Raw genomic sequence first — 24,442 nt, forward strand, 5'->3', positions numbered from 1 at the left:
GCGGCCGTCATGACCCATTCCATTGCGTTCAATTTCGAAGACGGCGTCACCCGGTTCATCGACGCCAATGCCGGTGAGACCGTGGCCGATGCCGCGTACCGCCAGGGCATCAATATCCCGCTGGATTGCCGTGATGGCGCCTGCGGCACCTGCAAGTGTTTTGCCGAGGCCGGCACCTATGATCTGGGCGAGGAGTACATCGAAGATGCCCTCAGTCCGGAAGAGGCCGAACAGGGTTTCGTCCTGACCTGTCAGATGCGTGCCCAGAGCGATTGCGTGGTACGCGTGCCGACCTCGTCGCAAGTCTGCCGTACCCGCCAGGCCAGCTATGAGGCGACCATCAGCGCGGTGCGCCAGTTGTCCGACAGCACCATCGCGCTGTCGATCAAGGGCGAGGCGTTGAGCAAACTGGCGTTCCTGCCGGGGCAGTACGTGAACCTGGGCATTCCTGGCAGCGAACAGACCCGCGCGTATTCCTTCAGCTCGTTACAACGAGACGGTGAAGTCAGCTTCCTGATTCGCAACGTGCCTGGCGGCCTGATGAGCAGTTTCCTCACCGGCATGGCCAAGGCCGGCGACAGCATGAGCCTGGCAGGCCCCCTGGGCAGTTTCTACCTGCGCGACATCCGCCGGCCTTTGTTGCTGCTGGCCGGTGGCACCGGGCTGGCGCCGTTCACTGCGATGCTGGAGAAAATCGCCGAGCAGGGCAGTGATCATCCGCTGCATCTGATCTACGGCGTGACCCATGATTTCGACCTGGTGGAACTCGACCGCCTCGAAGCCTTCGCCGCGCGTATCCCCAACTTCAGCTACAGCGCCTGCGTGGCCAGCCCCGATAGCCAACATCCGCTCAAGGGCTACGTGACCCAGCACATCGAGCCAAAGCACTTGAACGATGGCGATGTCGACGTCTACCTGTGCGGCCCACCGCCGATGGTCGAAGCGGTCAGCCAGTTCATTCGCGAACAAGGCATCGCGCCTGCGAACTTCTACTACGAAAAATTTGCCGCCAGCGCGGCGTAAATCGCGCGCAGTCCCTTGTGGGAGCGGTGCACCCGGATAACGTGCACGACACAGGACCCACGTGGGAGCGAGCTCGACTAAAGAGAGGTACGCATGAACAGATTTCACGAAAAAGTCGCGCTGATCACAGGGGCTGCCCAAGGTATCGGGCGGCGTGTGGCAGAACGGATGGCGGCGGAAGGGGCGAAGCTGATCCTGGTCGATCGCTCCGAGCTGGTGTTCGAGGTTCAGCAGCAATTGGCGAAAGACAGCCAGGTGCTGGCCCTGACCGCCGATCTTGAGCAGTACGAGGAATGCAGCCGGGTGATGCAAACCGCCGTCGAGCGCTTTGATCGCCTCGATGTGTTGATCAATAACGTCGGCGGGACCATCTGGGCCAAGCCGTTCGAGCACTACGAGGCAGCGCAGATCGAGGCCGAGGTCCGTCGTTCATTGTTCCCGACCTTATGGTGCTGTCACGCCGCGTTACCCTTCATGCTGGAGCAGGGCAGTGGCGCGATCGTCAATGTGTCGTCTATCGCCACCCGCAGTGTCAATCGCGTGCCCTATGGTGCGGCGAAGGGCGGGGTTAACGCGCTGACCGCTTGCCTGGCGTTTGAAACCGCCGGTCGCGGCATTCGGGTCAATGCCACCGCTCCCGGAGGCACCGAAGCGCCGCCGCGGGTGATTCCACGTAACAGTGCCGAGCAAAGCGCACAAGAGAAGGTCTGGTATCAGCAGATCGTCGACCAGACCCTCGACAGCAGTCTGATGAAACGTTATGGCACGCTGGATGAGCAAGCGGGGGCTATTCTGTTTCTGGCCAGCGACGAAGCGTCCTATATCACCGGCATGGTCATGCCGGTCGGTGGCGGTGATCAGGGCTGACGTGTTTATCGACGCGGCGCGATTGCATTGGCCACGGCGTAGAGAAATCTACAGGCGACGCTGAAACGCTCTGACGATCCTGAGCGTGGCGTCGCTGGTGCTCAGGTTTTGTACCGCATCCAGCGGAAACCAGATGCAGTCGAAGATTTCATTTTGTGGCCGCGCTTGATCCAGATTGATCACGGAAGCCTCGAAGACGTGGTGCCGGGTGCTGCCGGTTTCCAGTTCCATCAGATACAGCATGTCATCGACATCAAGCCCGGTTTCTTCCTGTAGTTCGCGCATGGCGGCGCCCGCCACCGTTTCACCGGGCTCGACCTTGCCGCCGGGCAACATCCAGCGACTCCTCGGTTTGCGCACCAGGAGAATGTGGCTGTCTTGCTCGCAAATGACGGTTGCGCGTACTTTCATGTATGGCCTGATAGCTCTTTGACATAAAATTGTCATAAAACTGCAATATTCGCGCCGGATTCATTTTTCCGGAATTTGCCTGTTTAGAGCGGTTGCAACGCCTGAAAGTGCAAATCGAATGACGGAATACTGACACGACGTCTGGTCAGCCTTTTGGCAAAGGGTGGGTGTAAGGTAGGTACGTAAGCTTTGGATATCATTGCGAAGATGGAGGTGACCATGAGTGTTCCGATGCTGAACAAGATGCACATGAACGGTTATGACCTGGTCAGCGTGAACAATGGCCCATGGCGGGTCTGCACCAAAGGTGATCGACTCGGGTCGTTCAGCAGCCGTGAGGAAGCACTGGCGTTTGCGGCGTCTCTTCCCGGCTACAGGTCGCGGTCGAGCAAACAGGCGCGTAGCCAGTAACCCGATCTTCGATACGATCAAGCCCCGGCATGCCGGGGCTTTGTTTTTTGGAGGAGAGGGCACTAGTAGCCGCCACCCCCACCCGCGGAGCGGGACTCCCTGGCCTTTTGCTGGGTGTTACTCCATTCGGCACAGGTCATGAAGCTCTTGTGATCGACCTTGCCCCGATCATCGAAGCTGACATTGAACGGGTGCTGATGACCGGGTTGGGTCAGCTTGTAGTCAAAGCAAATGCCCGGCTCGACGCTACGGTTCGTGACCGATAACGGTGGGCCGCCGATTTGCTCGACTTGCTCCTTGCTCATGCCGGTCTCGACCTTGGCCACCAGCGGCTGGTCCCGGTAGATTTGCGAGTTGCTGCTGCAGCCTGGCAATGCCGTGAGCAAGGCGGCGAACATCAAGAGAGCGCTTTTCATCGCAGCGCGTCCGCTAGTGGGGTTTGTTGCGGGTGATGAATTTGGCCTTCACTTCCTCGGCATAGCCCGCCAATCGTTGCTCATCACCCTGAAACAGATCGCACAACCTCCTGACGGCTTCGGCATCGACATCATTGCCGGTCAGGCGCAACTGCTCCGCGATGCGTAAAAGTTCCACCGCCGACCATCGCAGATCCGATGCCAGCCCTTGCAGATCGCGTCGAAGTTCTTGTTCCGACTCGTTAAGCCACATGATGACCTCCTGTAACTCTGCGCTTTGAAATTTTAGACCCATTCCTGCGGGAGAGCGTTGTATTCGTCCGGTCCCGGGTCGCTTCCTTTGGTCGGGAAATTTGCGCGTTCGGCAAAATCCGCTGTCGTAGTGAAGTACCGATTTTTCGGCAAGGGCGGGGGACGTTCAAAATGACCGCAACCGATGATTTCAGAGCGCGTGCCCATGAGCTGATTGCCGATCTGGATGCGGCCACCAGCGAAATGATGAAGCTCATCTGCGAACACCAGCTCAGCGGGCCGGAATGGGAGCGGGTCAGCCGATGGCAGCATGAGGCCTATGAGCGATGGATGGTTTATTTGAATGAGCGGTCCTACCCGGGCCCCGGCGATAACAACGCCAGCCGCTGAAGTTCGGTAAGCCATGGAAGTTCGGACGGCGACAGACTACATTTTATTTTTTCAGGATTAAGGACGTTTCATGCAGAGTCGGATGTTGGTGGGGGGCGTGGTATTGGCGTTGCTGGCGGGATGTTCGTTGCCAGCGTCATTGGTGCCGGGGGAACCGAATGTCAGCAAGTACAGTGAAAAACCACCGAAAGACCTGGCCGCGTGCGTGTTACCTGCGTGGCAGAAGGAGATATCCGGTACGACTCAAACGTCGATTTCCAACGGCTACCGGATCACTGCACCCAGCATAGTCACGGCCGATGAGATCCTGGATATTGTGAAGTCGAAGGAGGGCAGCCGGGTATCGTTGTATCAAGGGCCGCCCTGGGCCAAGTCGGGCGCACTGCGCAAGGCCGTGCGTGATTGCCTGTAGGGCTCACTCGGAAATCGCGGTGACCTGGATGAGCTGATCGCTGCTGGTCTGGGCACTGGCGGTACCTTTCTTTTCCCGGCGATCGTTCATCCAGTTGTCCACCTTTGCGTTGAACTCTGCCGGGGCCTTGCGTCCTACCCTGCGGGCGATGTCCAGGATCGTCTGCTGGGCCAGGGCCTCTTCCATGCGCTTCTGCGCCGTCAGCATCGCGGCATGGATCGAGCAGCGTCCGTCCACCGCCCATTCCGGCGTCTCACCTTCAAACAGTGCGCAACGACCGCGAATTTCCCGGCATTCGAAAATAGCCTTGCGCCCGTCGATGGCGTTGACGATATCCAGCAGCGTAATTTCGTCCGCCGGCCGCGCCAGTTTGAACCCCCCACGCACGCCCTCGGTCGCCACCACCAGTTTTGCCTTGGCCAGTTTGGTGAAGATCTTTGCCAGATAGTCCAGCGGCACACCTTGCAGCTCGGCCAGGTCACGCACACTCGCTTCGCGGGTATCGCCGCAATTGCCTACCAGGAAAGTCAGGCAGTGAAGGCCGTATTCGACGCCTGCGCTGTAAAGAGCCATTTCAATCTCCGACTAGTGTTGTCGCAAATGATACCAGCTGGTCGTTAACGGGACAACGCATTGGATTGTTGCCCCATTGAAGCGGAAATCCTTTTGTAGCCAGCTGCATGGGTTCTTTCAGGCCTGTATCGATCTCATCGATGGAAACCATCGCAAAAAACAGATTGCGGGATTTAACTAGGATCAATAGAGTCGTAGTTGTCAGGTCGGCAGTGAACGGCGCTTTCCAAGAGAGATTCGCGCCAAGCTCCTGGTCCTTTAACAACATTCAATGCCTGGTTCTTCACTGGAGTTAAAAATGAAACAACACATCCTGGTAGTTGGTGCGGGTTTCGGTGGTATGTGGACAGCGATCAGTGCGACGCGTCTGTTCAACATCCATGATCACAACAACGTCGACGTGACGGTGCTGGCTCCCCAGGCCGAGTTGCGGATACGCCCACGTTTTTACGAGCCCAACGCCCATCAACTGGCCGCACCTATTGGCAAGCTGTTCGATGCGGTTGGCGTGAAGTTCATCAAGGGCGCCGCCGAGACCATCGACGTCGCGCAAAAACGTGTTGGCTACATTGATGCCTCGGGCAACAAACAGGTGGTTATCTACGACAAACTCGTACTGGCGACCGGCAGCGGCCTGGCACTGCCTGATACCCCGGGCGTGGCTGAACATGCGTTCGACGTCGATCAGATCGAACAAGCCGTACGCCTGGAAAACCACCTCAAGAATCTGGTCAACCAGCCAGAAAGCGCTTCACGCAACACCGTAGTGGTTGCCGGCGGTGGTTTTACCGGGATCGAAACGGCGACTGAAATGCCGACCCGCCTGCGTGCCATCCTCGGAGATCGTGCGGATATCAAGGTGATCATCGTTGACCGCGGTAACAAGGTCGGTGGTTCCATGGGCCCTGAAATTGCGGAGAAAATCGCCGAAGCCAGCATTGAAACCGGCGTGACCTGGCATCTGAACGCCTCGGTTGTTGCGGTTGATGCAGACGGTGTGAGCTTGTCCGATGGGCAGCGTATCGATGCCAGGACCGTGGTCTGGACCACCGGCGTACGCGCCAGCTCGCTGACCGAACAGGTCCCCGGCGAACGCGATCATCTCGGCCGCCTGCATGTTGATGCGAACCTGAAAGTCATTGGCCAGGATGACATCTACGCCACCGGCGACGTCGCTTACGCGGCCACCGATGACATCGGCAACCACGCACTGATGACTTGCCAGCACGCCATCATGTTGGGTCGTCATGCCGGTAACAACGTGGCCGCGCAGATCCTTGGCGTGGACCCGACGCCGTACCGCCAGCCGAAATACGTGACCTGCCTGGATCTGGGGGCCTGGGGTGCGGTTTACACCGAAGGGTGGGATCGCCAGGTCAAGCTGACCAAGCAAGAGGGTAAGGAACTCAAGACGCAGATCAATACCGTATGGATTTATCCGCCGGTGGCGGATCGTGATGTTGCCTGGGCGGCGGCGGATCCTTTGATTCCGATTGCCTGAGTCTTTCCCATAATGCTGGCCGTTTCAGCGAATCCCGCCCGGGTGTTTCCGGGTGGGATTTTTTTTGTTTGGGTATATATCCATCGCTGCGGTAACGGCGGCTGTCCGTTTCGCCTTTGCGGCGAGTCCCTTTGGCAAGCTCCGGAGTGCCGCAAGTACGCTCCCACAATGGGATCGCGGACAAGGCCGAGCCCCCGTCACTCCTGTCATCAAAACCTTGCCAGAATGAAATTACTGGTGTATTTTTTCATGAAATTAAAACTATAAAATTTCACGGAACCGATAATGTTTCAACAATCCACCCAGCACGTCGCCAGCTACTACGCCCATTCCTGCGCCGATCAGGTGAAAAACCGCGCGCCATTAGAGGGCGAGCAGGACGCTGAAGTGCTGATCATCGGTGCCGGCTTCAGTGGGTTGCACACCGCGTTGCGCCTGGCCCTGGCCGGCAAGCGCGTGACCGTGCTGGAAGCCAGCCGGGTAGCGTGGGCGGCGTCGGGGCGCAATGGCGGGCAGGCCATTCTGGGCTGGTCCTGTGACATGCCACCGTTGGAAGCGGCGCTGGGTTACGAGCGTGCGCGACGCTTGTGGGAAGGCATGCGCTGGGCGGCGCGGGAGTTGCGAGAACTGCCGGCACGCCACGGTTTCGATTGCGACTACCGGCCTGGCCACCTCTGGACCTCGGTGATGCCACGACGGGTCAGTCTGCTGACCGAATGGCAGCACGAGGCCAGTCACAAATGGGGCCACGATGGTTTGCAATTCATTGAACGCATACAGCTGCCCGAATGGGTGGCCAGCGAGCGTTACCAGGCCGGCCTGTTCGATCCCGAAGGCGGGCACCTGAATCCGCTGAAGCTGGCACTGGGCCTGGCTGCGGCGATTGAGCGTGCCGGTGGCGTGATTCATGAACGAAGCAAGGCGCTGAATTATCGCGAGGAGGGCGACGGGTATGTGGTGACCACGGAACGCGGTCGCATTCGCGCCGATGTATTGGTACTGGCCTGCAATGCTTATCTCGACCGGCTCGATCCGCAGCTCTCGAGTTGCGTGTTGCCCGTTGGAACCTATCAGGTGGCCACGGCGCCACTGTCCGAGGCTCAGGCGACTGCACTACTGCCGAGCAATGTGTGTGTCACCGACAACCAGTTCGTGCTCGATTATTTCCGCCGCACCCCCGACAACCGTTTGTTGTTCGGCGGTGGTTGCACTTACCTGGGTGGCATGCCGAAGGACATCGCTGGCGCTACCCGGCCTTGTCTGGAGCGGGTGTTTCCTCAACTGAAAGGGGTCGAGCTGGAATTCGCCTGGGGCGGCCACATCGACCTGACCCTCAAGCGCACGCCCGACATCGGCGCGCGCGGGGATCTGTACTGGCTGCAGGGCTATTCCGGGCACGGCGTGCTGCCGACCCTGGCCGGGGCGCGGGCCGTTTCCAATGCGATACTCGGCCAATCTGACGAGTTGGCGTTGTACCAGGGCTTGACCAACAACAGTTTTCCCGGTGGCAAATACATGGCCGCACCGCTGGAAGCCATCGGCAAAGCCTGGTACCGGCTGCGCGACAGCATTTGAATCGGCACTTTCTGGAAGCTTTTAGATGGACATGCAAGAAGAGATTTCGGCGCTGGCGATCCTGATTCAGGACCTGCGCAAACACAAGAAATACACCCTCAAGGAACTGGCGGACAAAATCGGTCGCTCCGTGGGGTTTCTTTCGCAGGTTGAGCGCGGATTGTCCCGGCCGACGGTGGCGGATTTGACCGCCATCAGCGAAACCCTCGGTGTGCCGACCACCTATTTTTACAGCCTGCCCAAACCCATGGCCTTGTCCTGGGTGACCCGACCGGACGAGCGTCGCACCCTGTATTACGCCGACGGGATCACCGACATCCTGGTCTCGCCGAAAATGCGCGCGTCGTTTTCCATGCTCGAAAGCCAGCTGGAGCCCGGCGCCAGCAGCGGTGATCGGCATATGAAAGACAGCTCGGAGCAGGGCGGCTATGTCCTGGAAGGACAGTTGACGTTGTGGCTCGATGACAACGAACCGGTCACCTTGTGCGCCGGCGACAGTTTCCAGCTGGCCAGTCATGCCCATTGCCGCTACGGCAATCTCTCGGACCAACTCACCCGCGTGCTGTGGGTTTACACCTGATAAAAACAACAAGGAACAAGACGATGGATGCTGTGTGCTCTGATCTGCTGGACGAAGTGCGCGGGTTTCGTCAGCGCTACCCCGAAGTGCGCTACGTCGACCTGATTTCCCTGGACATCCCAGGCCATTTCTACGGCAAGCGCTACCCGATCGAGATGCTGGAAAAAGTGGCGGCCGGCAGCGCGCTCAAGTTGCCGCAGAACTGCGTGTTGCTCGGCACCCAGGGCGGGCTGTTCAAGATCGGCGACTACTGCTTCAACGACGGTGACCCGGATGCGCCACGGCGTCTGGTGCCCGGCACACTCAAGAAGGTGAGCTGGGAGCAACAGCCGCTGGGGCAGATGCTGATCACCTCCGACGGCACCGAAAAGCCGATCGTCTTCGAGCCGCGCGAAGTCTTGGCGCAGGTGCTGGAGCGCCTGCGTCGCAAAGGCATTTTTCCGGTGGTGGCGTTCGAACTGGAGTTTTACCTGTTCGATAGCCACTTGCGTGATGGCTTGCCACAATTTGCGCGCGATCCACTGACCGGTGACGCCGATGATCAGCCCAACATGCACATCGAACGCCTCTCGCGATTCGCCCCGGTGCTCGATGACATGGTCCAGACCGCGCGCGCGCAAGGCATCGATGCCACGGTGATCACCGCCGAACTCGGTCCCGGCCAGTTCGAGATCAATTTCGGCCATCTGGATGACGGATTGCGCGCGGCGGACTGGGCGGCGTTGTTTTGCCGCAGCACGCGTGGTGTAGCGCTCAAACATGGGTATCGCGCCAGTTTCATGTCCAAGCCCTACTTGCAGCATCCTGGCAGCGGCATGCACGTGCATGTAAGCCTCTACAACGAAGCAGGCAACAACCTGTTGGCGGCGAACGGGCAACAAGCGTTGCGCCACGCCGTGGCCGGGTGCCTGGACGTGTTGCCTCATTGCATGCCGATTTTTGCTCCGAATCACAACGCCATGCGCCGCTTGAGCGCCACCGTGAACGTCGCATCCCGCGCCAGCTGGGGCTTTGAAGACCGCGACGCCTGCCTGCGGGTGCCGGAGTCGGACGCGAAAAACCTTCGCATCGAGCATCGCCTGGCCGGTGCGGATGCCAATCCCTACCTGGTGCTCGCCGCGATACTGGTTGGACTGGAGCAGGGCCTGGAAAATGGCCGCGAACCGATCGCCCCGCTTAATGAAGACCGCAGCAGCGGTATCGATTTTCCGCTGGAGATGCTGGAAGCCGTGCGGTCCATGCAAGGTAACCGACAACTGCGTGAAGGATTGGGGGCGGAGTTTGTGGATGTGTATTGCGAGAACAAGCGCCAGGATCATTTGGCCTTCATGCATGACATCAATGCACGGGAGTATCGCTGGTATCTATAGAAACAAGCTTCGCTCCTGCAGACATAGTTCAGGTGGTTTCGACGGTAACCATAAAAAACATCAGGTTATTTAATGGCTTAGGGAAATTAGTAACCGAACGGTTAACTAAAATATCTTGTTACAGGGGGAAATGTTCCGTAATATCCGCCCCGCGTTCACCACCACGGTTTATGCATTTTTAAGTCCCGGGCGTCCATCAGCTGCCCGGGATTTTTTTTGTCTGAAGTTCAGTGGAGCCGGTAGCTGAACCGTGACCGATCAGGAACATAAAAAAGCCCGGCTGATCAGGCCGGGCTTTTTCATGGAGCCTTGCATTAACGCCATTTGCTCAGGCAACGGTGTTGCCTTGCAGGCGATCGGAGCCATCGGCGGCAACGGTGTTGCCTTGCAGGCGATCGGAGCCATCGGCGGCAACGGTGTTGCCTTGCAGGCGATCGGAGCCATCGGCGGCAACGGTGTTGCCTTGCAGGCGATCAGAGCCATCAGCGGCAACGGTGTTGCCTTGCAGGCGATCAGAGCCATCGGCGGCAACGGTGTTGCCTTGCAGGCGATCCGAACCATCGGCGGCGACGGTGTTGCCTTTCAAACGATCCGAACCATCGGCGGCGACGGTGTTGCCTTTCAAACGATCCGAACCATCGGCAGCCACAGCGCGTTTTTCGAGCAGGCGATCAGCGCCACCTTCAGCCACACGATTCTGGATCAGACGATCCGAACCACCTTCAGCCACACGGCTTTCGATCAGACGATCCGAGCCGCCTTCAGCGACGACAGGTTGAGCAGAGGTCGCGGCGAAAGCGTTCACTGCGAAGATCGAAAAAGCGATGCTGAGGAGGGTTTGGCGTTTCATGATCGTGTGCTCCGGGGGTGTTTGGTTGGTATGGAGCAGATGTTACGCCGCAGGATTTTTAAGAGAACTTCATTGAGTTAATGGTGACTATTGACGCAGTCAATGGTTGGTTCGGTGACCCCTGTGGAGCCGGCTCGCTCCCTCAGGGGCAGGTCTCTAGCGGGAAATGATCCCGTGATCGATGGCGTATTTGACCAGTGCCGCAGGCTTGTCGATGTTGAGCTTGCGACGGATGCTCAAGCGATGGGTTTCCACCGTGCGCACGCTGATGTCCAGTTCCCGGGCCATTTCCTTGTTATTGAGCCCTTGAGCCATTTTGTACAGCACCTGGCTTTCCCGGGGTGTCAGCTCGTTGTCGGTGCTTTTATCAGCGATCAGCCGCTGGGCGATTTCGGCGCTGTAGAAGGTGCCGCCGCTGGTGATCGCTTCGATGGCCGCGATGATTTCCCGTGAGGGGGCATTCTTGAGCACATAGCCGCTGGCACCGGAGCGCACCGACTCACTCACGTACTCGTAGTTATCGTACATGCTCAGCACCAACACCTTGAGCGACGGATACTGGCTGCGCAGCACCCGGGTCAGCTCCAGGCCATTCATATCCCGCAGACTGATGTCGACCAGCAGCAGGTCCGGTTGGCAGCGCCCGACCATCTCGATCGCCTCGGCGCCGTTTTCAGCTTCGCCCACCACTTCCAGGGGCGCCATGACGGCCAGCAGCGCCTTGATTCCGTCGCGGACCAGGGAGTGATCGTCGACCAACGCGACGCGGATCGGGGAGGGCAGGTTCATCGCAAGCATTCACTCTTGTTGTTTTGGGAGGCGTCAGCGTTTGCCGCCGGGCCATTTCATTGGCAGCAAAACGTCCAGCTCACTGCGTCCAGGTATCGATATCAGGTCGAACCGGCCGCCAAAATGTTCGACGCGTTCACGGATATTACGCAGGCCGATGCCCGCGTGACGACGTTCGACCTGGGCGACGTTGAAACCGACACCGTCATCGACCAGCGTCAGGCGCACGTTGTCTTCAGATCCGTGCAGGGTAATGCAAACGTTCCTGGCATGGGCATGCCGTTCGATATTGGTCAGGCCTTCCTGGACGATGCGGAACAATGATACCGCCGCGCCCTCGACCAGATGGCAGTCGAATTCATTGTCGTTGTACGTCACCCTGAGTCCGCTGCGTTGCTCGAATTCCGCGGCCAGTTGGCCAATGGCCGCCGGCAGCCCGAGGGTGTCGAGCAGCGATGAACGCAAATCATGGGACAGGCTGCGGACCTCGCCGATCGCTTCGCCGAGGCGTTCGGTGGCGTCCCGTAATATGCCCAGGCCCTTGTCCTGGCCATTCTCCAGGACGTGGCTGGCCAGCTCGAACTGAAACTTGATCGACACCAGCACCTGGCTGATGCCGTCGTGCAATTCGCGGGAAACCCGTGACCGTTCTTCCTCTTGCAGGCTGACGATACGTTGGGTCAGACGCTGCAGTTTCTTGTCCGCCAGACGGTGCTCGCTGACGTTCAGGGTCATGCCGGTGGCAAATACAAACAGCACCGCGACGAGGGCGACCACGGCAATCGCCATCATGGTCTTGCGGATGCCCATGGCCACTTCGTCACGGGCCTGCTGGGTCGCGCGTTCAACGTCTTCAAGATAAATGCCGGTACCGAGCATCCAGCCCCAGCGATCCAGCATCACCACGTAGGCGAGCTTGTCGGTCACCTGGCCGGAGGAGGGTTTGTTCCAGGCGTAGCGTTGAAAACCTTCGCCGGACTGGGCACTTTTCAGCAGCGCCTGGATCACCGGCAGGCCGTGCGGGTCTTTCATGTCCCACAGGTATTTGCCCACCAGATCCGACTGCCGCGCGTGCATCAGGCTGCGGCCTTCGTGGTCGTAGACGAAGAAGTAACCGTTGATACCGAAGCTGAGCTTGCGCAGTTCCTCCAGTACCTGTTTCTGGGCGTGCGCGTCACCGTGGCCGTCGTCGTACAGCGGCTCGATCAGGCTCTGCGCCATTTCCACATAGTTTTTCAGCTCCGCGCGCTTGCTCGCCAGAATGCTGTCTTCGATCAGTTGCGCCTGCTGATCACCCAGTTGCCGGTTCAGGGAAATCACCAGGGCACAGATGACGGCAATGGCCAACACCAGCGGAAGAATCCCGAGCGCGACGATTTTGTGTTTGAGCTGCATCTGCTGGGCTCCTGTCGGGCCGAAGGAGGCGAAGGCCCGGCATCATATGCCAAACATAGGCTCGCCCAGTAGCGCTGCTGGACGGAATGACCGATGGGAGGAATTTCAATGCCAGACCTGTGGCCTGCTCGCGAAAGCGGTGGGTCAGCCAGCATCGATGTTGAATGTGCCCTCGTCTTCGCGAGCAGGCTCGCTCCCACAGGGAGATATGCCTCATCTACGTAGAACTACGTAGACAGCGCGTACGTAGTAACGCGGATTTATTTGTGGACGGCATGCGCGGATATTGGGCCAGCTCCGCACAGCGGACACAATTATAAAAATTACCGCCGCAGTCACAAGCTGTCGGCAGGAGACCCTCTATGCCCCGTCTGGCTAAACACCTCGCCTGGTTTGCCGTGGCCGTCCTGGGAGCGATTGCGCTGAGTGTCGTGGCCCTGCGCCGCGGCGAAGCGATCAACGCCCTCTGGATCGTCGTCGCAGCCGTCGCCATCTACCTGGTTGCCTACCGCTACTACAGCCTGTTCATCGCCAATAAAGTGATGCAGCTCGACCCCAATCGAGCGACCCCCGCTGTGCTCAACAACGATGGTCTGGACTATGTTCCGACCAACAAACACGTACTCTTCGGTCACCACTTCGCGGCCATCGCCGGCGCGGGGCCATTGGTCGGTCCGGTCCTGGCGGCGCAGATGGGCTACCTGCCCGGTACGCTGTGGCTGATCGCCGGGGTGGTGCTGGCCGGTGCCGTGCAGGACTTCATGGTCCTGTTCATGTCCACCCGCCGCAACGGTCGTTCCCTGGGCGACATGGTCCGTGAAGAAATGGGCCGCATCCCCGGGACCATCGCGCTGTTCGGCTGCTTCCTGATCATGATCATCATCCTCGCGGTGCTGGCGCTGATCGTGGTCAAGGCCCTGGCCGAAAGCCCGTGGGGCATGTTCACGGTCATGGCGACCATCCCGATCGCGATGTTCATGGGCATCTACATGCGCTACATCCGCCCGGGCCGCATTGGTGAAATCTCCATCATCGGCGTGTTCCTGCTGCTGGGCTCGATCTGGCTGGGCGGGCAGATTGCCGCTGATCCGGTGTGGGCCAAGGCGTTCACCTTCACCGGTGTGCAGATCACCTGGATGCTGATCGGCTACGGTTTCGTGGCTGCCGTTCTTCCGGTGTGGCTGATCCTGGCCCCCCGTGACTATCTGTCGACATTCCTGAAAATCGGCACCATCGTCGCCCTGGCGATCGGCATTCTGGTGACCATGCCCGAGCTGAGAATGCCGGCACTGACCCAGTTCGTCGACGGCACCGGCCCGGTGTGGAAGGGCGGCATGTTCCCGTTCCTGTTCATCACCATTGCCTGTGGCGCGGTATCGGGTTTCCACTCGCTGATTGCTTCCGGCACCACGCCGAAATTGCTGGCCAGTGAAGGTCATGCCCGTTACATCGGTTACGGCGGCATGCTGATGGAGTCTTTCGTGGCAATCATGGCCATGGTTGCGGCCTCGGTGATCGATCCGGGCGTGTACTTCGCCATGAACAGCCCTGCGGCCATTGTGGGTTCCGATGCTGTTTCGGTAGCTCAGACTGTCAGCAGCTGGGGCTTTGCGATTACCCCTGAGGCGCTGCAAGCCGTGGCCAAGGACATCGGTGAAACCACCATCCTGGCCCGCGCCGGCGGTGCACCGACCCTGGCGGTGGGTATCGCGCAAATCCTGCACCACGTCCTGCCGGGTGAAAACACCATGGCGTTCTGGTACCACTTCGCGATCCTGTTCGAAGCACTGTTCATCCTCACCGCGGTCGACGCCGGTACCCGTGCCGGGCGGTTCATGCTGCAGGACTTGCTCGGCTCCTTCGTGCCGGCACTCAAACGCACCGAATCCTGGACCGCCAACCTGATCGCCACTGCCGGTTGCGTGGCCATGTGGGGTTACCTGTTGTACCAGGGCGTGATCGATCCGCTGGGTGGCATCAACACCCTGTGGCCGCTGTTCGGCATCTCCAACCAGATGCTGGCCGGTATCGCGCTGATGCTCGGCACCGTGGTGCTGATCAAAATGAAGCGCCAGCGTTACGTGTGGGTGACCTTGTTGCCAGCGGTATGGCTGCTGATCTGCACCAGCACTGCGGGCTTCATCAAGTTGTTCGACGCCAACCCGGCGATTGGCTTCCTGTCGTTGGCCAAGAAATACAGCGATGCCCTGGCCAACGGTCAGGTGCTGGCGCCGGCGAAGAACATCGATCAAATGCAGCATGTGATCTTCAACGCCTACACCAACGCCACACTGACCGCACTGTTCCTGTTCGTGGTGTTCAGCATCCTGTTCTTTGCACTCAAGGTTGGCATCGCCGCCTGGGGCACCAAGGAGCGCACGGATAAAGAAGCGCCATACCAGGCGCTGCCAGAAGCTTGATCGAGGGTTTGCAGCATGTTCAATGACTTGAGTCGCCTCGGTAAATACCTCGGTCAGGCCGCGCGCCTGATGGTGGGGATGCCCGACTACGACAACTATGTCGAGCACATGCAAAGCAAGCACCCGGACAAGCCGGTGATGGACTACGAGGCGTTCTTCCGCGAGCGCCAGGAAGCCCGTTACGGCAGCAAGGCGGGGCCAAAGTGTTGTTGAGTCAATAAAAAACCCGGCTGAATAAGCCGGGTTTTTTAATCTCTGTATTGCGCCGCGCAAGCCGGTTACAGGTTGAACCGCTGCAGAATACCCCCCAGCCCATCGGACATGGCCTTGAGTTCCTGAGTTGTTCGCACGATCCCGCCTTGGGCGGCAGCGTTCTCTTCTACGCTTTGTGCCACGCGTTCGACGTTACTGGCGACTTGATCACTGGCTTCGCGTTGTTCGTGCAGCGACAGCGAAATGAAACTGACGGCCGCAATGGATTCGTCCAGTGCGCCCTTGATCTTGCTCATGGATTGTCCGGCGCGTTCGACCAGTTTCTGGCCATGGGTCACTCGCTCGCAACCGGCGGACATGCTGTTCTTCGCTTTGACCATCCCGTTTTGTATGGCATTGACCAGGGTGACGATTTCCGTAGTGGATTGAGCGGTGCGTGCGGCCAGACTGCGGACTTCATCGGCGACCACGGCAAAGCCTCGGCCCTGTTCACCGGCGCGTGCCGCTTCGATGGCGGCATTCAGGGCAAGGAGGTTGGTTTGTTCAGCGATCCCTCGAATCACTTCGACAATCAGGCTGATATCGTTTGACTGAATCGCCAACTGATCGATGTCCGATGAGCTTTGCGCAACCAGATCGGCAATCTGCCCCATTTCCTCGATGGAGGCGTGCATGACTGCCATGCCTTCACCGGTGATTTCGCCGGCTTTCTGTGCAGTGCCTTGGGCCTGTCGAGCGTTGTCGGCGATGTGATTGATACTCACCGACAGCTCTTCTACCGTGGCTGCCATGGAAGAGGCGGTCTCGCTTTGCAGTGCGGCGCTGCTCAGTCCTTGTTCCGATGACGCAGACAATTGCAGCGTGGCCCCTTCGATTTGTTCGGAGGCCTGGCTGATCTTGCCGATCATATCGCTCAGGCTTTGGCGCATCGCCTGGACGGAGTGCAACACGCCCGTCGACGGTCGTTGTCGATCACTGTGTGTGTGAGCCAGGTTTCCTTGAGCAATGTTCGAACTGATCGAAGCCAGTTCTGCCGGTTCAGCACCGAGCTGGCGACTCAACATCCTGGAGAAGAACAGCGAATAGCCTGCACCCGCTATCAGTGCCAACGCCAGAATCAACAGGCAGAGTTGAAGATTGGCGGTGTAGCCGACCTGGTTGAGTTCGAACTGGTTCCTGGCTTCCACCAGTTGAACTTCAATCAATTCGGAAAACTTATCTGACAAGGGGTCAATCAATGGATACAGCTGATCGGTGGCGAATCGTGCGAGCGCTGCATCGTCGTTCTGGCGCAGCATGCCCTGCAATGTTTGCAGTGGCCCGCGGGTGGCGTCCATCAGTGGGTCGATTTGCCCAATAAGCCGAGTTTCTGCCGGAATCAGTTGCGTCGATTTGTAGGTCTGCCACGTCTGATCGATTTCTTTTTGGGCCTGCTCGATCCGGCTCAGCGATTCCGTTTTGGTGAAGTTGCCATTGCGTGCTTTGTGAGTGGCATCGACGATGTTCACTGCATACAGGTCGGCGATTTTTTTCAGGTCCCGCAGCGGGACGACTCGATCGAGGTAGACGGTTTCCAGGCTGCGGACGGCCGATTGCATGCCCTTGAGTCCAAGGCCGCCGACACAAAGTAATCCCAGCAGTAAAGCACTGGTCAGCAGCAGAAGATGAGTCCTGATTTTCCAGCTTTCCATAGTCCGGTCTTCCTGGGTCAACTAATTCAGTTAGTAATCGAAGGGGGAGGGGCTGTTGTTTTCATGCGCGGAAGGCACATTGACATCATGTACTGTGCGGACGAAAAAAGTCGCGGCCTGACCGGCGAGAAATTACGAATTAGCGACGTCTGACAGAATGAGCTGACGGCGTCTTCTGACGCCTGAACGAGAGGCTGGGTCGCGGGGTTATCGAGCCGTATCTACGACCGCGATACCGCTCAATACATTGTGGGAGCGAGCAAGCCCGCTCCCACATTTGTTTTTTTGTGGCGATCCGAATTTGCGGTGAAGTCGACTAACCGGCAATGCGCTTTTGGCGCAGCGCTGCCGGTGCGTTCAGCAACATCCCCTCGAGATGATCCAGGTGTCGACTGAGCAGGGTTGCAGCCATCATCGCATCTCGACGTTCAACCGCATCCAAAACGGCTTCGTGCACCTGCCAATCGCAATAACCCTCGACCTGCGCTTCCAACTGGGCAATCGCCAGCGATGTCTGCGGTACCAGGCCTTCAAGAAAATGCGCCAAGGGTGCATTCCCCGCCAGATCTGCCAACGCCAGATGAAACTCTCCGGAGAGTCGAAGTGCCTGGCCGCGCTCGGTGCAGTGGCGTTCACGCTCGACGATTGCGCGCAAGCGGTCTACATCCAGGGGGTCATGGCGCTGACAGGCCAGCCGCACCAGCGTGATCTCGGCCAGCCGTCGGGCGTGCAGCGTTTGCCGGGTTTGTTCGGCGTCGGGCGCGGCGACTCGCGGCCGGTGATGGGTGCGAAGGATGATGATGTGCTGATGGGCCAGGCGCGTCAGCACGCTGCGAATCTCACTGCGTCGAACGCCGAACATCTGTCCCAGGCTGTCCTCGGTAAAGCGACTGCCGGGCAGGAGGCGCTGCTCAAGAAGGGCGTCGAAGACCCGTGAATAGAGATCATCCGCAGACATGGGGAAGGGCAGGTCAACAAGAGTTTGCAGTGAGGCTACGCTGTTCATGGCCTGTCTCCAGCTTCAATTTTCAGGTTCGGGGTTCAACGGCTGAGGTTGTCTTCCGGAATGTTCAATTCGATGCCCATCCGCTGACCTTCACGAAGGATATGCCGACGCATCTCGGCACTGGCCTGAGCGCTGTTCTTGCTGCGGATGGCGCGTACCACGGCTTCGTTTTCTTCGAGGCGCTCGGCCAGGTGTTCGGGCGAGTTGCGCAGCACGTCGGCGCTTTGCTTGAGGGCATTGCTGGTCTGCTGCACCACGCTCTGGAAAATCGGATTGGAGGTCAGCGTGAACAGCTCTTCGTGGAACGCGATGTAAGCGTTGACCCCGGCTTCGCTGTCGCCGGCTTCCAGGGCTTCGCGCATGTCCATCAAGGTCAGGCGCAGTTGCCCGACTTCCTTGCTGCTGATCGACTGCGCCACCAGGCCGACGATAAAGGGCTCAAGGGTGTAGCGCAGTTGCAGCACATCTTCGAGGCTCGCGCCGGCTACCGCGCTGTCATGGCTTTGACTGTCGTCCGGGTGGGCATCCAGTACCACCACGCCCTTGCCCGGCATCGAACGCACCAGCCCGAGGGTTTCCAGCACGATCACCGCTTCACGCAGGCTCGGGCGGCTGATGCCCAGTTGCTCGGCCAGTTCACGCTGGCCCGGCAACATGTCGCCGGAGCGCCATTGACCACGGGCCAGAGCGGCCCGAAGTTTTTCTACCACTGAATTGACGACGGTTGACGAGGTAATCACATTTCGCTCCAGGTCGCGATCAATGTGCCCGCCCGTGGGGCGGGCACAGTTTGTTTAAAATTCCTGCTGATGTCCGGGAACAACCGGTTTTCTCGGCTGGAAGGTATACCCCACCTGACCGGAAAGCACTTTGTTTGCCCGTTGGATATCGATGTCTTTTTCCCAGCGGGCGATGGCCACCGTGGCGACGCAGTTGCCGATCAGATTGGTCAGCGCCCGGCCGATGCCCATGAACCAGTCCACCGCCAGCACCAGCACCAGACCGACCACCGGAATGGCCGGAATCGCAGTCAGCGTTGCCGCCAGAATCACCAGTGCGGAACCGGGAATCCCGTGGGCACCTTTGGAGGTGATCAATGACACCAGCAGAATGGTCAGCAGGTCGGTCATCGCCAGTGGTGTGCCGGTGGCATTGGCAATGAAGACGATGGCCAGGGTCAGGTAGATCGAAAAGCCGTCCAGATTGAACGAGTAGCCGGTTGGAATGACCAGGCCCACCGTGGAGCTGCCGATGCCCAGATGTTCGAGCTTGCGCATGATTTGCGGCAGTACGGCGTCGGAGGAGGCGGTGCCCATCACGATCAGCAACTCTTCGCGCAGGTATTTGAGCAAGGGCCACATCTTCAAGCCTGACAGACGCATCACCAGACCGAGAATCAAGGCCACGAACGCTACGCAGGTCAGGTAAAACAGGCCGACCAGGCTGCCCAGATGCTGCAGCGAGTCCAGGCCATATTTGCTGGTGGTGAACGCAATCGCCCCGAACACACCAATCGGCGCCAGACGCACGATCATGCCCATGATTCGGAAGATCACGTGGCTGAGTTCGTTGATCAGCCTGGAAATCCCCGAGGCCGCTTCGCCCACCAGATTCAAGGCACTGCCGAACAGCACCGAGAACAGCAGCACTTGCAGGATGTTGTTGTCGGCGAAAGCACCGATGACCGAGGTCGGGATCAGGTCCATCAGGAACTGCGTGGTGGTGTGCATGTGCTGGCCGCGTTGGGCGATGTCGCCCATATCGGCGGCGGACAGCTGATCCAGATGAATATTGGCGCCGCTGCCAATGCCGGTGGTGAAAGCAAACACCAGGCCTATCACCAGTGCGATGGTGGTCAATATTTCGAAGTAGATCACCGATTTGAGGCCGATGCGTCCGACTTTCTTCAAGTCGCCGGCGCCGCTGATGCCGCTGACCACCACGCAGAACACGATCAGGCCGATGAGCATCTTGATCAGTTTGATGAAACCGTCGCCGAGGGGTTTGAGTTGTGCAGAGTATTCGGGAAGGGTCAGCCCGCAGATGATGCCGAGCACCAGTCCGAGAACCACTTGAAGGAAGATTGAACGCGAGCACCATCTGAGCATGGGAGGAATCCTGGTCGGTGTCCTGGCTGCCGTGCGCGTGGCGCATCAGATTCAGGACTTAATTATTGTGGTCTTACCGGTATGTCCAGTGCAGGCGCAGTTTAGGCCAGGTTTTTTGGCGAATACAAGGGGAAAAGGGAAAATTGGCATGACCGGTCTGACCAGTGGTGCCGACACCATTAACTGGTCTGGGGGAAACCTGAGCGCTCTCGTTCGGGGCGTTGTAAGCCCAGTGCCCGATCAGCGGCCTTGGCCTGGTGAATCAGGCGGCACAGGGTGGTGGCGATGGCGATTGCCAGCAGTGGCCAGTAGATGAACAGCGCATTCAGGGACATGGCGTTTTCTCACGCTGCAAACAGTCTTCAGGAAGCCGGCATCCCTCCAGCAATGAATCGAGTTGATTATCGTACGCTTTCATGACAATGCCGAAATAGGCGATTAATGGCTCAACTGTTAGCTTCTGTGGGAGCGAGCCGCCTGCAGTCGGCTCGCTCCCACAAGGGATTGCTTGTCGGGTCGAGTCAGAGCAGTGGAATGCTGTAGCTGACGATCAAACGATTCTGGTCCTGATCCCGGGACGCCTGGCTGTGGGACTCACCATTGCGCCAGCCGAACCCGACCCCCTTGAGCGGACCGGACTGCAAGGTGTAATCGAGGCTGATGTCTCGCTCCCATTCCTTCTGAGTCGAACCGTTGGCAGTCTTGATGTTGTCGCCGCTGAGGTAAATGACCGAGGCCTTCAGACCTGGCAGGCCGAGTGCTGCGAAGTCGTAGGCGTATTGGCCGAACGCGGTGCGTTCGCCCGCGCGGGTGAAGGTCTGGATCAAACGGTCGGTGTACAGGTACAGGCTGGCGCCGCCGGCACCCTTGTCCGGCAAGCCACCCTGGTTGAGCTGGGTGAAGCCGCTGCCGCTGGACACGCTTTGATAACCGGCGGTGAAGGCGTGGGCGCCCAGGGTGTAAATCAGCGCGGCGCTCCAGGTACGGTTGTCGATTTCGCCGTCATTGCCCTGGGTGTAACCGCTGATCCGGTAGCCGGACGTCCCGCTGCTGTTTTCACCCGATGAATCGGTATTGAAGTAGCGCAGGTCGGTTTTCAGCGATTGATTGTCGGCGATCGCCAGGGTGTGGATCAGGCCGAAAAACTGCTGCGTGTAGTAGTCGTCCAGGTGTGCGTAGTAATACTGTGCGGTCAGGTCCTTGGTCACTTTCCAGTCGCCACCGGCGAAGTCGAAGTGGTTACTCTCCCGCGTTCCGCCTGTGGCCGCCAGGCCGGTTTGATCGCTGGAACCCCGGCCCGTCGCGTGTTCGATTCGTCCGCCGATCAAGGTCAGGTCCTTGAACTCGCTCGACATCAGCTGGCCGCCTTCAAAGGTCTGCGGCAACAGCCGACCATCGTTCGACACCAGGATCGGCAGCTTCGGCATCAACGTGCCCACGCGCAGTTCGGTTTTCGAGACCTTGACCTTGCCGGTCAGGCCCAGGCGACTCCACTCGTCGACGGCGCTGTTATCGCTGTCCGAGGGAATCATGCTGCTGCCGACGTGGCGCCCCTTGCCACTGTCCAGGGTCACCCCCATCAGTCCCAGCGCGTCGACGCCGAAACCGACCTGGCCGTCGGTGTAACCCGATTTGACGTCCAGCAGGAAACCCTGCGCCCATTCTTCGGTTTTCGAAGGGGCGGCGGTGCCGTCGCGGTTGTCGTTGTTGAAGTAGAAGTTCTTCAGGCCCAGGGTGGCTTTGCTGTCACTCAGAAAATCCGCCTGTGCCTGGTTGCCGAGCACGATGCCGCCCAGCGCCAGGGTTGCCGCTATGTGTTTACTGCTCATGTAGGTCGCCCGTTTTTTATCGTTGGAAGTGGGGAACTCCCACCGTTGCGGTGGGAGAGGCAGACGCGGGGGTCAGATACCCAGCACATTGGCGCCGATGCATGGATCGATCCCGCGTTCCAGGCGACGCGGGTGCACGATGACGGTAATCTCCATCGAGCCGGTGGTCACTTCGAAGTCGAGAATGTGGCCGCCGTAGGCCTGGAAGGTGCTGTCGCCGGCGACGCCATGCATGTGAATCGAAGGCTGATCGTTCTTCCACGCCACGGAGCCGGTGATGCTGGCCATTTCGACGTTGCTGAAGGTCTTGGCGTCGAAGTCCTTTTTATCCTTGTTCCAGAACCCGAATTTCACGTTGCCAAAACCGATGCCGCTGATCGAGGCGCTGGGGATTTTTTCGGCGCTGGCCAGTTTGGTCAGTTCCTTGAAGGCGTTGTCGCCCATGCGCAGGACCATCAGATAACCGGTGGTGGTCTTGGTGTAGCGCGGGGTGGTTTCGGTTGCGCATTGCATGGGCGTGGTCGTCGCGGTGGTCGATGTTTCGGCCATGGCCGATGGGGGCAGGATTGAGCCGATCAGCATGGCGGTGCTGATCGCCAGCAGCAGTTTCGACAGGGGTTGTTTCGGTTGACGTTGCATTTGCATGGGACTTCCTCTGTTGTTGTTTTTGTAGGGATCAAGCGTTTTCAGGCACAACGATGCCCGGCGCCTGGCGGACCAGGCGCTGCTGTCATGGAACTCACAGTGGGCGAGGGGCGTTGCGTTGATTCGCGGGCTTACAGGGCTTCGCGACTCATGACGCCGTCCAGCAACCGGGCGATGCCCAGCGGGTTGGCGTTTTTCAGTGCGTCCGGCAGCAGGCTGTCGGGGCAATTCTGGTAGCACACCGGGCGCATGAAACGATCGATCGCCAGGGTTCCCACCGAGGTGCCGCGCGCGTCGGAGGTGGCCGGGTAAGGACCGCCGTGGACCATGGCGTCGCAGACTTCCACTCCGGTGGGGTAGCCGTTGAACAGCACGCGCCCGACTTTTTGTTCCAACAGGGCCAGGACCTCGCCCAGGTTGTCGAGCTCCGTGTTTTCGACCATCAAGGTCGCGGTCAACTGGCCGCGCAAACCGTGCAGGGCCTGGATCAACTCGTTACGGTCCGCCACTTCGACGACGATGGTGGTCGGGCCGAAGACTTCTTCCTGCAGCAGTTCGTCACCCTCGATCAGCAGGCTGACATCGGCCTTGAACAATTGTGGCCGTGCCTGATTGCCCTGTTGCTCTGTACCGGCCAGGCGCGTCATGCCCGGGTGAGCATCGAGGTTTTCCAGGCCGTGGCAGTAGCTTTTCAGCGCGCCGCTGTTGAGCATGGTCTGCGCCGGTTGCTCGGCCATGACGGCGGTAAAACGTTCGAGGAACGCCGAGAACTCCGGCGAACGGATGCCCAGCACCAAGCCCGGATTGGTGCAGAACTGGCCCGCGCCCAGTACCACGGAAGCAGCCAGTTCGCTGGCGATCTTGTCACCGCGTGCCTTGAGTGCTTCAGGCATCAGCAGCACCGGGTTGATGCTGCTCATTTCGGCGAACACCGGGATCGGCTGCGCACGGGCCGCTGCCATGTCGCACAGTGCACGGCCACCGCGCAACGAACCGGTGAAACCCACGGCCTGGATCGCAGGGTGCTTGACCAGCGCCTCGCCGACGCTGCCGTAGAGCATATTGAACACGCCCTTGGGCATATTGGTTTTTTCTGCGGCGCGCTGGATCGCGCCGGCGACGTAATCGGCGGTGGCCATGTGGCCGCTGTGGGCCTTGAACACCACTGGGCAACCGGCGGCGAACGCGGCAGCGGTATCGCCGCCGGCGGTGGAGAAGGCCAGCGGGAAGTTGCTGGCGCCGAACACGGCTACCGGACCCAGGCCGGTGCGGTACTGACGCAGGTCCGGGCGCGGCAATGGTTGACGCTCTGGTAGTGCCCGATCGATGCGCGCCCCGTAAAAATCACCACGACGCAGGGTGCTGGCGAACAGGCGCATCTGGCCGCTGGTGCGTGCCCGCTCACCTTGAATGCGTCCGGCGGGCAGGGCCGTTTCGCGGCACACCAGGGCGATGAAGCTGTCATCCAGTGCATCCAGTTCAGCGGCGACTGCATCGAGGAATTCGGCGCGGCGTTTGGCCGACAGATGACGGAAGATCGGGTAGGCACTGGCGGCCGCTTCGGCGGCGGCATTCACCTCTTCCACAGTCGCCGAATGGAAGCGATAGGGCAGCGCATCGCCCGTGCCGGCATCAAAGCTTTGCAGGGTGACGGTACCGCTGGCCGACCGGGTGCCGGCAATGTAGTTGTGGCCTGAAACTTCAAACATGGGAAC

At 59.5% G+C, this 24,442-nt stretch carries 27 protein-coding genes; 11 read left to right on the top strand and 16 right to left on the bottom strand.

The genetic code is table 11. The features are described from left to right. The first annotated feature begins 9 nt into the window (after positions 1 to 9). Positions 10 to 1,023 carry a benzoate 1,2-dioxygenase electron transfer component BenC gene (gene benC / locus AC07ZE_RS12105; RefSeq protein WP_207264820.1) on the top strand — a complete coding sequence of 338 codons (1,014 nt, stop codon included), beginning with the start codon at positions 10 to 12 and terminating at the stop codon, positions 1,021 to 1,023. A gap of 93 nt (positions 1,024 to 1,116) precedes the next feature. Beyond that, positions 1,117 to 1,890: a 1,6-dihydroxycyclohexa-2,4-diene-1-carboxylate dehydrogenase gene (locus AC07ZE_RS12110; RefSeq protein ID WP_207264822.1), complete on the top strand. Its 774-nt coding sequence runs from the start codon at positions 1,117 to 1,119 to the stop codon at positions 1,888 to 1,890. A 48-nt stretch (positions 1,891 to 1,938) separates the two neighbouring features. On the opposite strand, the gene AC07ZE_RS12115 is transcribed toward AC07ZE_RS12110, so the two are convergent. After that, positions 1,939 to 2,301 carry an NUDIX hydrolase gene (locus AC07ZE_RS12115; protein ID WP_207264824.1) on the bottom strand — a complete coding sequence of 121 codons (363 nt, stop codon included), beginning with the start codon at positions 2,299 to 2,301 and terminating at the stop codon, positions 1,939 to 1,941. A 219-nt stretch (positions 2,302 to 2,520) separates the two neighbouring features. Here AC07ZE_RS12115 and AC07ZE_RS12120 point away from each other — a divergent pair, with 219 nt between their 5' ends. Next, positions 2,521 to 2,712 (top strand): SPOR domain-containing protein, encoded by a 192-nt coding sequence (locus tag AC07ZE_RS12120; RefSeq protein ID WP_207264826.1) that lies wholly within the window; start codon positions 2,521 to 2,523, stop codon positions 2,710 to 2,712. A 62-nt stretch (positions 2,713 to 2,774) separates the two neighbouring features. Here the strand turns inward: AC07ZE_RS12120 and osmE are convergent, their stop codons facing one another. Next, positions 2,775 to 3,128: an osmotically-inducible lipoprotein OsmE gene (gene osmE, locus AC07ZE_RS12125; protein WP_207264829.1), complete on the bottom strand. Its 354-nt coding sequence runs from the start codon at positions 3,126 to 3,128 to the stop codon at positions 2,775 to 2,777. 13 nt (positions 3,129 to 3,141) lie between these two features. Continuing rightward, positions 3,142 to 3,381 carry a hypothetical protein gene (locus AC07ZE_RS12130; RefSeq protein WP_207264831.1) on the bottom strand — a complete coding sequence of 80 codons (240 nt, stop codon included), beginning with the start codon at positions 3,379 to 3,381 and terminating at the stop codon, positions 3,142 to 3,144. Positions 3,382 to 3,551: 170 nt separating this feature from the next. Here AC07ZE_RS12130 and AC07ZE_RS12135 point away from each other — a divergent pair, with 170 nt between their 5' ends. Together AC07ZE_RS12135 and AC07ZE_RS12140 are read left to right on the top strand one after the other, a co-directional pair. Then, positions 3,552 to 3,770 carry a hypothetical protein gene (locus tag AC07ZE_RS12135; protein ID WP_207264832.1) on the top strand — a complete coding sequence of 73 codons (219 nt, stop codon included), beginning with the start codon at positions 3,552 to 3,554 and terminating at the stop codon, positions 3,768 to 3,770. 70 nt (positions 3,771 to 3,840) lie between these two features. After that, entirely contained in the window at positions 3,841 to 4,182 is a 342-nt protein-coding gene (locus AC07ZE_RS12140) for a hypothetical protein (protein ID WP_207264834.1), read from the top strand. 3 nt (positions 4,183 to 4,185) lie between these two features. On the opposite strand, the gene AC07ZE_RS12145 is transcribed toward AC07ZE_RS12140, so the two are convergent. Together AC07ZE_RS12145 and AC07ZE_RS12150 are read right to left on the bottom strand one after the other, a co-directional pair. Continuing rightward, positions 4,186 to 4,755 carry an RrF2 family transcriptional regulator gene (locus tag AC07ZE_RS12145; RefSeq protein WP_207264836.1) on the bottom strand — a complete coding sequence of 190 codons (570 nt, stop codon included), beginning with the start codon at positions 4,753 to 4,755 and terminating at the stop codon, positions 4,186 to 4,188. Position 4,756: 1 nt separating this feature from the next. Next, positions 4,757 to 5,023: a hypothetical protein gene (locus AC07ZE_RS12150; RefSeq protein WP_207264838.1), complete on the bottom strand. Its 267-nt coding sequence runs from the start codon at positions 5,021 to 5,023 to the stop codon at positions 4,757 to 4,759. Between the two features lie 30 nt (positions 5,024 to 5,053). Here AC07ZE_RS12150 and AC07ZE_RS12155 point away from each other — a divergent pair, with 30 nt between their 5' ends. From AC07ZE_RS12155 to AC07ZE_RS12170, 4 genes are all read left to right on the top strand, one after another. Further along, positions 5,054 to 6,256 (top strand): NAD(P)/FAD-dependent oxidoreductase, encoded by a 1,203-nt coding sequence (locus AC07ZE_RS12155; RefSeq protein WP_207264841.1) that lies wholly within the window; start codon positions 5,054 to 5,056, stop codon positions 6,254 to 6,256. A 285-nt stretch (positions 6,257 to 6,541) separates the two neighbouring features. After that, positions 6,542 to 7,831, top strand: coding sequence for an NAD(P)/FAD-dependent oxidoreductase (locus AC07ZE_RS12160; protein WP_207264843.1), 1,290 nt, complete (start codon positions 6,542 to 6,544; stop codon positions 7,829 to 7,831). A gap of 25 nt (positions 7,832 to 7,856) precedes the next feature. Continuing rightward, a complete protein-coding gene (locus AC07ZE_RS12165) occupies positions 7,857 to 8,411 on the top strand; it encodes a helix-turn-helix domain-containing protein (RefSeq protein WP_095193623.1) in 555 nt (184 codons plus the stop codon). 23 nt (positions 8,412 to 8,434) lie between these two features. After that, complete coding sequence (locus AC07ZE_RS12170) at positions 8,435 to 9,781, top strand: glutamine synthetase family protein (protein WP_207264845.1); 1,347 nt, start codon at positions 8,435 to 8,437, stop codon at positions 9,779 to 9,781. A gap of 328 nt (positions 9,782 to 10,109) precedes the next feature. Here AC07ZE_RS12170 and AC07ZE_RS12175 read toward each other — a convergent pair whose 3' ends face one another. The 3 genes from AC07ZE_RS12175 to AC07ZE_RS12185 form a co-directional block, all read right to left on the bottom strand. Beyond that, positions 10,110 to 10,631, bottom strand: coding sequence for a hypothetical protein (locus AC07ZE_RS12175; RefSeq protein ID WP_207264848.1), 522 nt, complete (start codon positions 10,629 to 10,631; stop codon positions 10,110 to 10,112). A 156-nt stretch (positions 10,632 to 10,787) separates the two neighbouring features. Further along, positions 10,788 to 11,420, bottom strand: a complete 633-nt coding sequence (locus AC07ZE_RS12180; RefSeq protein ID WP_207264850.1) for a response regulator — start codon at positions 11,418 to 11,420, stop codon at positions 10,788 to 10,790. A 33-nt stretch (positions 11,421 to 11,453) separates the two neighbouring features. Further along, complete coding sequence (locus AC07ZE_RS12185; protein ID WP_207264859.1) at positions 11,454 to 12,815, bottom strand: cache domain-containing protein; 1,362 nt, start codon at positions 12,813 to 12,815, stop codon at positions 11,454 to 11,456. A gap of 362 nt (positions 12,816 to 13,177) precedes the next feature. On the opposite strand from AC07ZE_RS12185, the gene AC07ZE_RS12190 reads away from it, so the two are divergent. Together AC07ZE_RS12190 and AC07ZE_RS12195 are read left to right on the top strand one after the other, a co-directional pair. After that, on the top strand, positions 13,178 to 15,235 hold the full coding sequence (locus tag AC07ZE_RS12190; RefSeq protein ID WP_207264861.1) for a carbon starvation CstA family protein: 2,058 nt from the start codon (positions 13,178 to 13,180) through the stop codon (positions 15,233 to 15,235). Positions 15,236 to 15,250: 15 nt separating this feature from the next. Next, entirely contained in the window at positions 15,251 to 15,448 is a 198-nt protein-coding gene (locus AC07ZE_RS12195; protein ID WP_008051268.1) for a YbdD/YjiX family protein, read from the top strand. A gap of 65 nt (positions 15,449 to 15,513) precedes the next feature. Here AC07ZE_RS12195 and AC07ZE_RS12200 read toward each other — a convergent pair whose 3' ends face one another. The 8 genes from AC07ZE_RS12200 to AC07ZE_RS12235 form a co-directional block, all read right to left on the bottom strand. Then, positions 15,514 to 17,139: a HAMP domain-containing methyl-accepting chemotaxis protein gene (locus AC07ZE_RS12200; protein WP_207264863.1), complete on the bottom strand. Its 1,626-nt coding sequence runs from the start codon at positions 17,137 to 17,139 to the stop codon at positions 15,514 to 15,516. Between the two features lie 316 nt (positions 17,140 to 17,455). Beyond that, positions 17,456 to 18,145, bottom strand: a complete 690-nt coding sequence (locus tag AC07ZE_RS12205; RefSeq protein WP_207264865.1) for a GntR family transcriptional regulator — start codon at positions 18,143 to 18,145, stop codon at positions 17,456 to 17,458. A 35-nt stretch (positions 18,146 to 18,180) separates the two neighbouring features. Beyond that, positions 18,181 to 18,885 (bottom strand): FadR/GntR family transcriptional regulator, encoded by a 705-nt coding sequence (locus tag AC07ZE_RS12210; protein ID WP_137805228.1) that lies wholly within the window; start codon positions 18,883 to 18,885, stop codon positions 18,181 to 18,183. Between the two features lie 54 nt (positions 18,886 to 18,939). Further along, a complete protein-coding gene (locus AC07ZE_RS12215; protein WP_095193634.1) occupies positions 18,940 to 20,253 on the bottom strand; it encodes a C4-dicarboxylate transporter DctA in 1,314 nt (437 codons plus the stop codon). 179 nt (positions 20,254 to 20,432) lie between these two features. Then, positions 20,433 to 20,588: a hypothetical protein gene (locus AC07ZE_RS12220; RefSeq protein WP_207264867.1), complete on the bottom strand. Its 156-nt coding sequence runs from the start codon at positions 20,586 to 20,588 to the stop codon at positions 20,433 to 20,435. 186 nt (positions 20,589 to 20,774) lie between these two features. After that, complete coding sequence (locus AC07ZE_RS12225) at positions 20,775 to 22,082, bottom strand: OprD family porin (protein ID WP_207264869.1); 1,308 nt, start codon at positions 22,080 to 22,082, stop codon at positions 20,775 to 20,777. Between the two features lie 72 nt (positions 22,083 to 22,154). Then, positions 22,155 to 22,727 carry a PPC domain-containing DNA-binding protein gene (locus AC07ZE_RS12230; protein WP_207264871.1) on the bottom strand — a complete coding sequence of 191 codons (573 nt, stop codon included), beginning with the start codon at positions 22,725 to 22,727 and terminating at the stop codon, positions 22,155 to 22,157. 131 nt (positions 22,728 to 22,858) lie between these two features. Then, positions 22,859 to 24,436, bottom strand: coding sequence for an aldehyde dehydrogenase (NADP(+)) (locus AC07ZE_RS12235; protein WP_207264872.1), 1,578 nt, complete (start codon positions 24,434 to 24,436; stop codon positions 22,859 to 22,861). Between the last annotated feature and the right edge of the window lie 6 nt (positions 24,437 to 24,442).

It is taken from the genome of Pseudomonas sp. GW101-3H06, assembly GCF_059424605.1.

Bases quoted from the DNA above. Each gene is read 5' to 3' on its own strand.
- benC (WP_207264820.1), top strand. From the start codon at position 10: ATGACCCATTCCATTGCGTTCAATTTCGAAGACGGCGTCACCCGGTTC.
- AC07ZE_RS12110 (WP_207264822.1), top strand. From the start codon at position 1,117: ATGAACAGATTTCACGAAAAAGTCGCGCTGATCACAGGGGCTGCCCAA.
- AC07ZE_RS12115 (WP_207264824.1), bottom strand. From the start codon at position 2,301: ATGAAAGTACGCGCAACCGTCATTTGCGAGCAAGACAGCCACATTCTC.
- AC07ZE_RS12120 (WP_207264826.1), top strand. From the start codon at position 2,521: ATGAGTGTTCCGATGCTGAACAAGATGCACATGAACGGTTATGACCTG.
- osmE (WP_207264829.1), bottom strand. From the start codon at position 3,128: ATGAAAAGCGCTCTCTTGATGTTCGCCGCCTTGCTCACGGCATTGCCA.
- AC07ZE_RS12130 (WP_207264831.1), bottom strand. From the start codon at position 3,381: ATGTGGCTTAACGAGTCGGAACAAGAACTTCGACGCGATCTGCAAGGG.
- AC07ZE_RS12135 (WP_207264832.1), top strand. From the start codon at position 3,552: ATGACCGCAACCGATGATTTCAGAGCGCGTGCCCATGAGCTGATTGCC.
- AC07ZE_RS12140 (WP_207264834.1), top strand. From the start codon at position 3,841: ATGCAGAGTCGGATGTTGGTGGGGGGCGTGGTATTGGCGTTGCTGGCG.
- AC07ZE_RS12145 (WP_207264836.1), bottom strand. From the start codon at position 4,755: ATGGCTCTTTACAGCGCAGGCGTCGAATACGGCCTTCACTGCCTGACT.
- AC07ZE_RS12150 (WP_207264838.1), bottom strand. From the start codon at position 5,023: ATGTTGTTAAAGGACCAGGAGCTTGGCGCGAATCTCTCTTGGAAAGCG.
- AC07ZE_RS12155 (WP_207264841.1), top strand. From the start codon at position 5,054: ATGAAACAACACATCCTGGTAGTTGGTGCGGGTTTCGGTGGTATGTGG.
- AC07ZE_RS12160 (WP_207264843.1), top strand. From the start codon at position 6,542: ATGTTTCAACAATCCACCCAGCACGTCGCCAGCTACTACGCCCATTCC.
- AC07ZE_RS12165 (WP_095193623.1), top strand. From the start codon at position 7,857: ATGGACATGCAAGAAGAGATTTCGGCGCTGGCGATCCTGATTCAGGAC.
- AC07ZE_RS12170 (WP_207264845.1), top strand. From the start codon at position 8,435: ATGGATGCTGTGTGCTCTGATCTGCTGGACGAAGTGCGCGGGTTTCGT.
- AC07ZE_RS12175 (WP_207264848.1), bottom strand. From the start codon at position 10,631: ATGAAACGCCAAACCCTCCTCAGCATCGCTTTTTCGATCTTCGCAGTG.
- AC07ZE_RS12180 (WP_207264850.1), bottom strand. From the start codon at position 11,420: ATGAACCTGCCCTCCCCGATCCGCGTCGCGTTGGTCGACGATCACTCC.
- AC07ZE_RS12185 (WP_207264859.1), bottom strand. From the start codon at position 12,815: ATGCAGCTCAAACACAAAATCGTCGCGCTCGGGATTCTTCCGCTGGTG.
- AC07ZE_RS12190 (WP_207264861.1), top strand. From the start codon at position 13,178: ATGCCCCGTCTGGCTAAACACCTCGCCTGGTTTGCCGTGGCCGTCCTG.
- AC07ZE_RS12195 (WP_008051268.1), top strand. From the start codon at position 15,251: ATGTTCAATGACTTGAGTCGCCTCGGTAAATACCTCGGTCAGGCCGCG.
- AC07ZE_RS12200 (WP_207264863.1), bottom strand. From the start codon at position 17,139: ATGGAAAGCTGGAAAATCAGGACTCATCTTCTGCTGCTGACCAGTGCT.
- AC07ZE_RS12205 (WP_207264865.1), bottom strand. From the start codon at position 18,145: ATGAACAGCGTAGCCTCACTGCAAACTCTTGTTGACCTGCCCTTCCCC.
- AC07ZE_RS12215 (WP_095193634.1), bottom strand. From the start codon at position 20,253: ATGCTCAGATGGTGCTCGCGTTCAATCTTCCTTCAAGTGGTTCTCGGA.
- AC07ZE_RS12220 (WP_207264867.1), bottom strand. From the start codon at position 20,588: ATGTCCCTGAATGCGCTGTTCATCTACTGGCCACTGCTGGCAATCGCC.
- AC07ZE_RS12225 (WP_207264869.1), bottom strand. From the start codon at position 22,082: ATGAGCAGTAAACACATAGCGGCAACCCTGGCGCTGGGCGGCATCGTG.
- AC07ZE_RS12230 (WP_207264871.1), bottom strand. From the start codon at position 22,727: ATGCAAATGCAACGTCAACCGAAACAACCCCTGTCGAAACTGCTGCTG.
- AC07ZE_RS12235 (WP_207264872.1), bottom strand. From the start codon at position 24,436: ATGTTTGAAGTTTCAGGCCACAACTACATTGCCGGCACCCGGTCGGCC.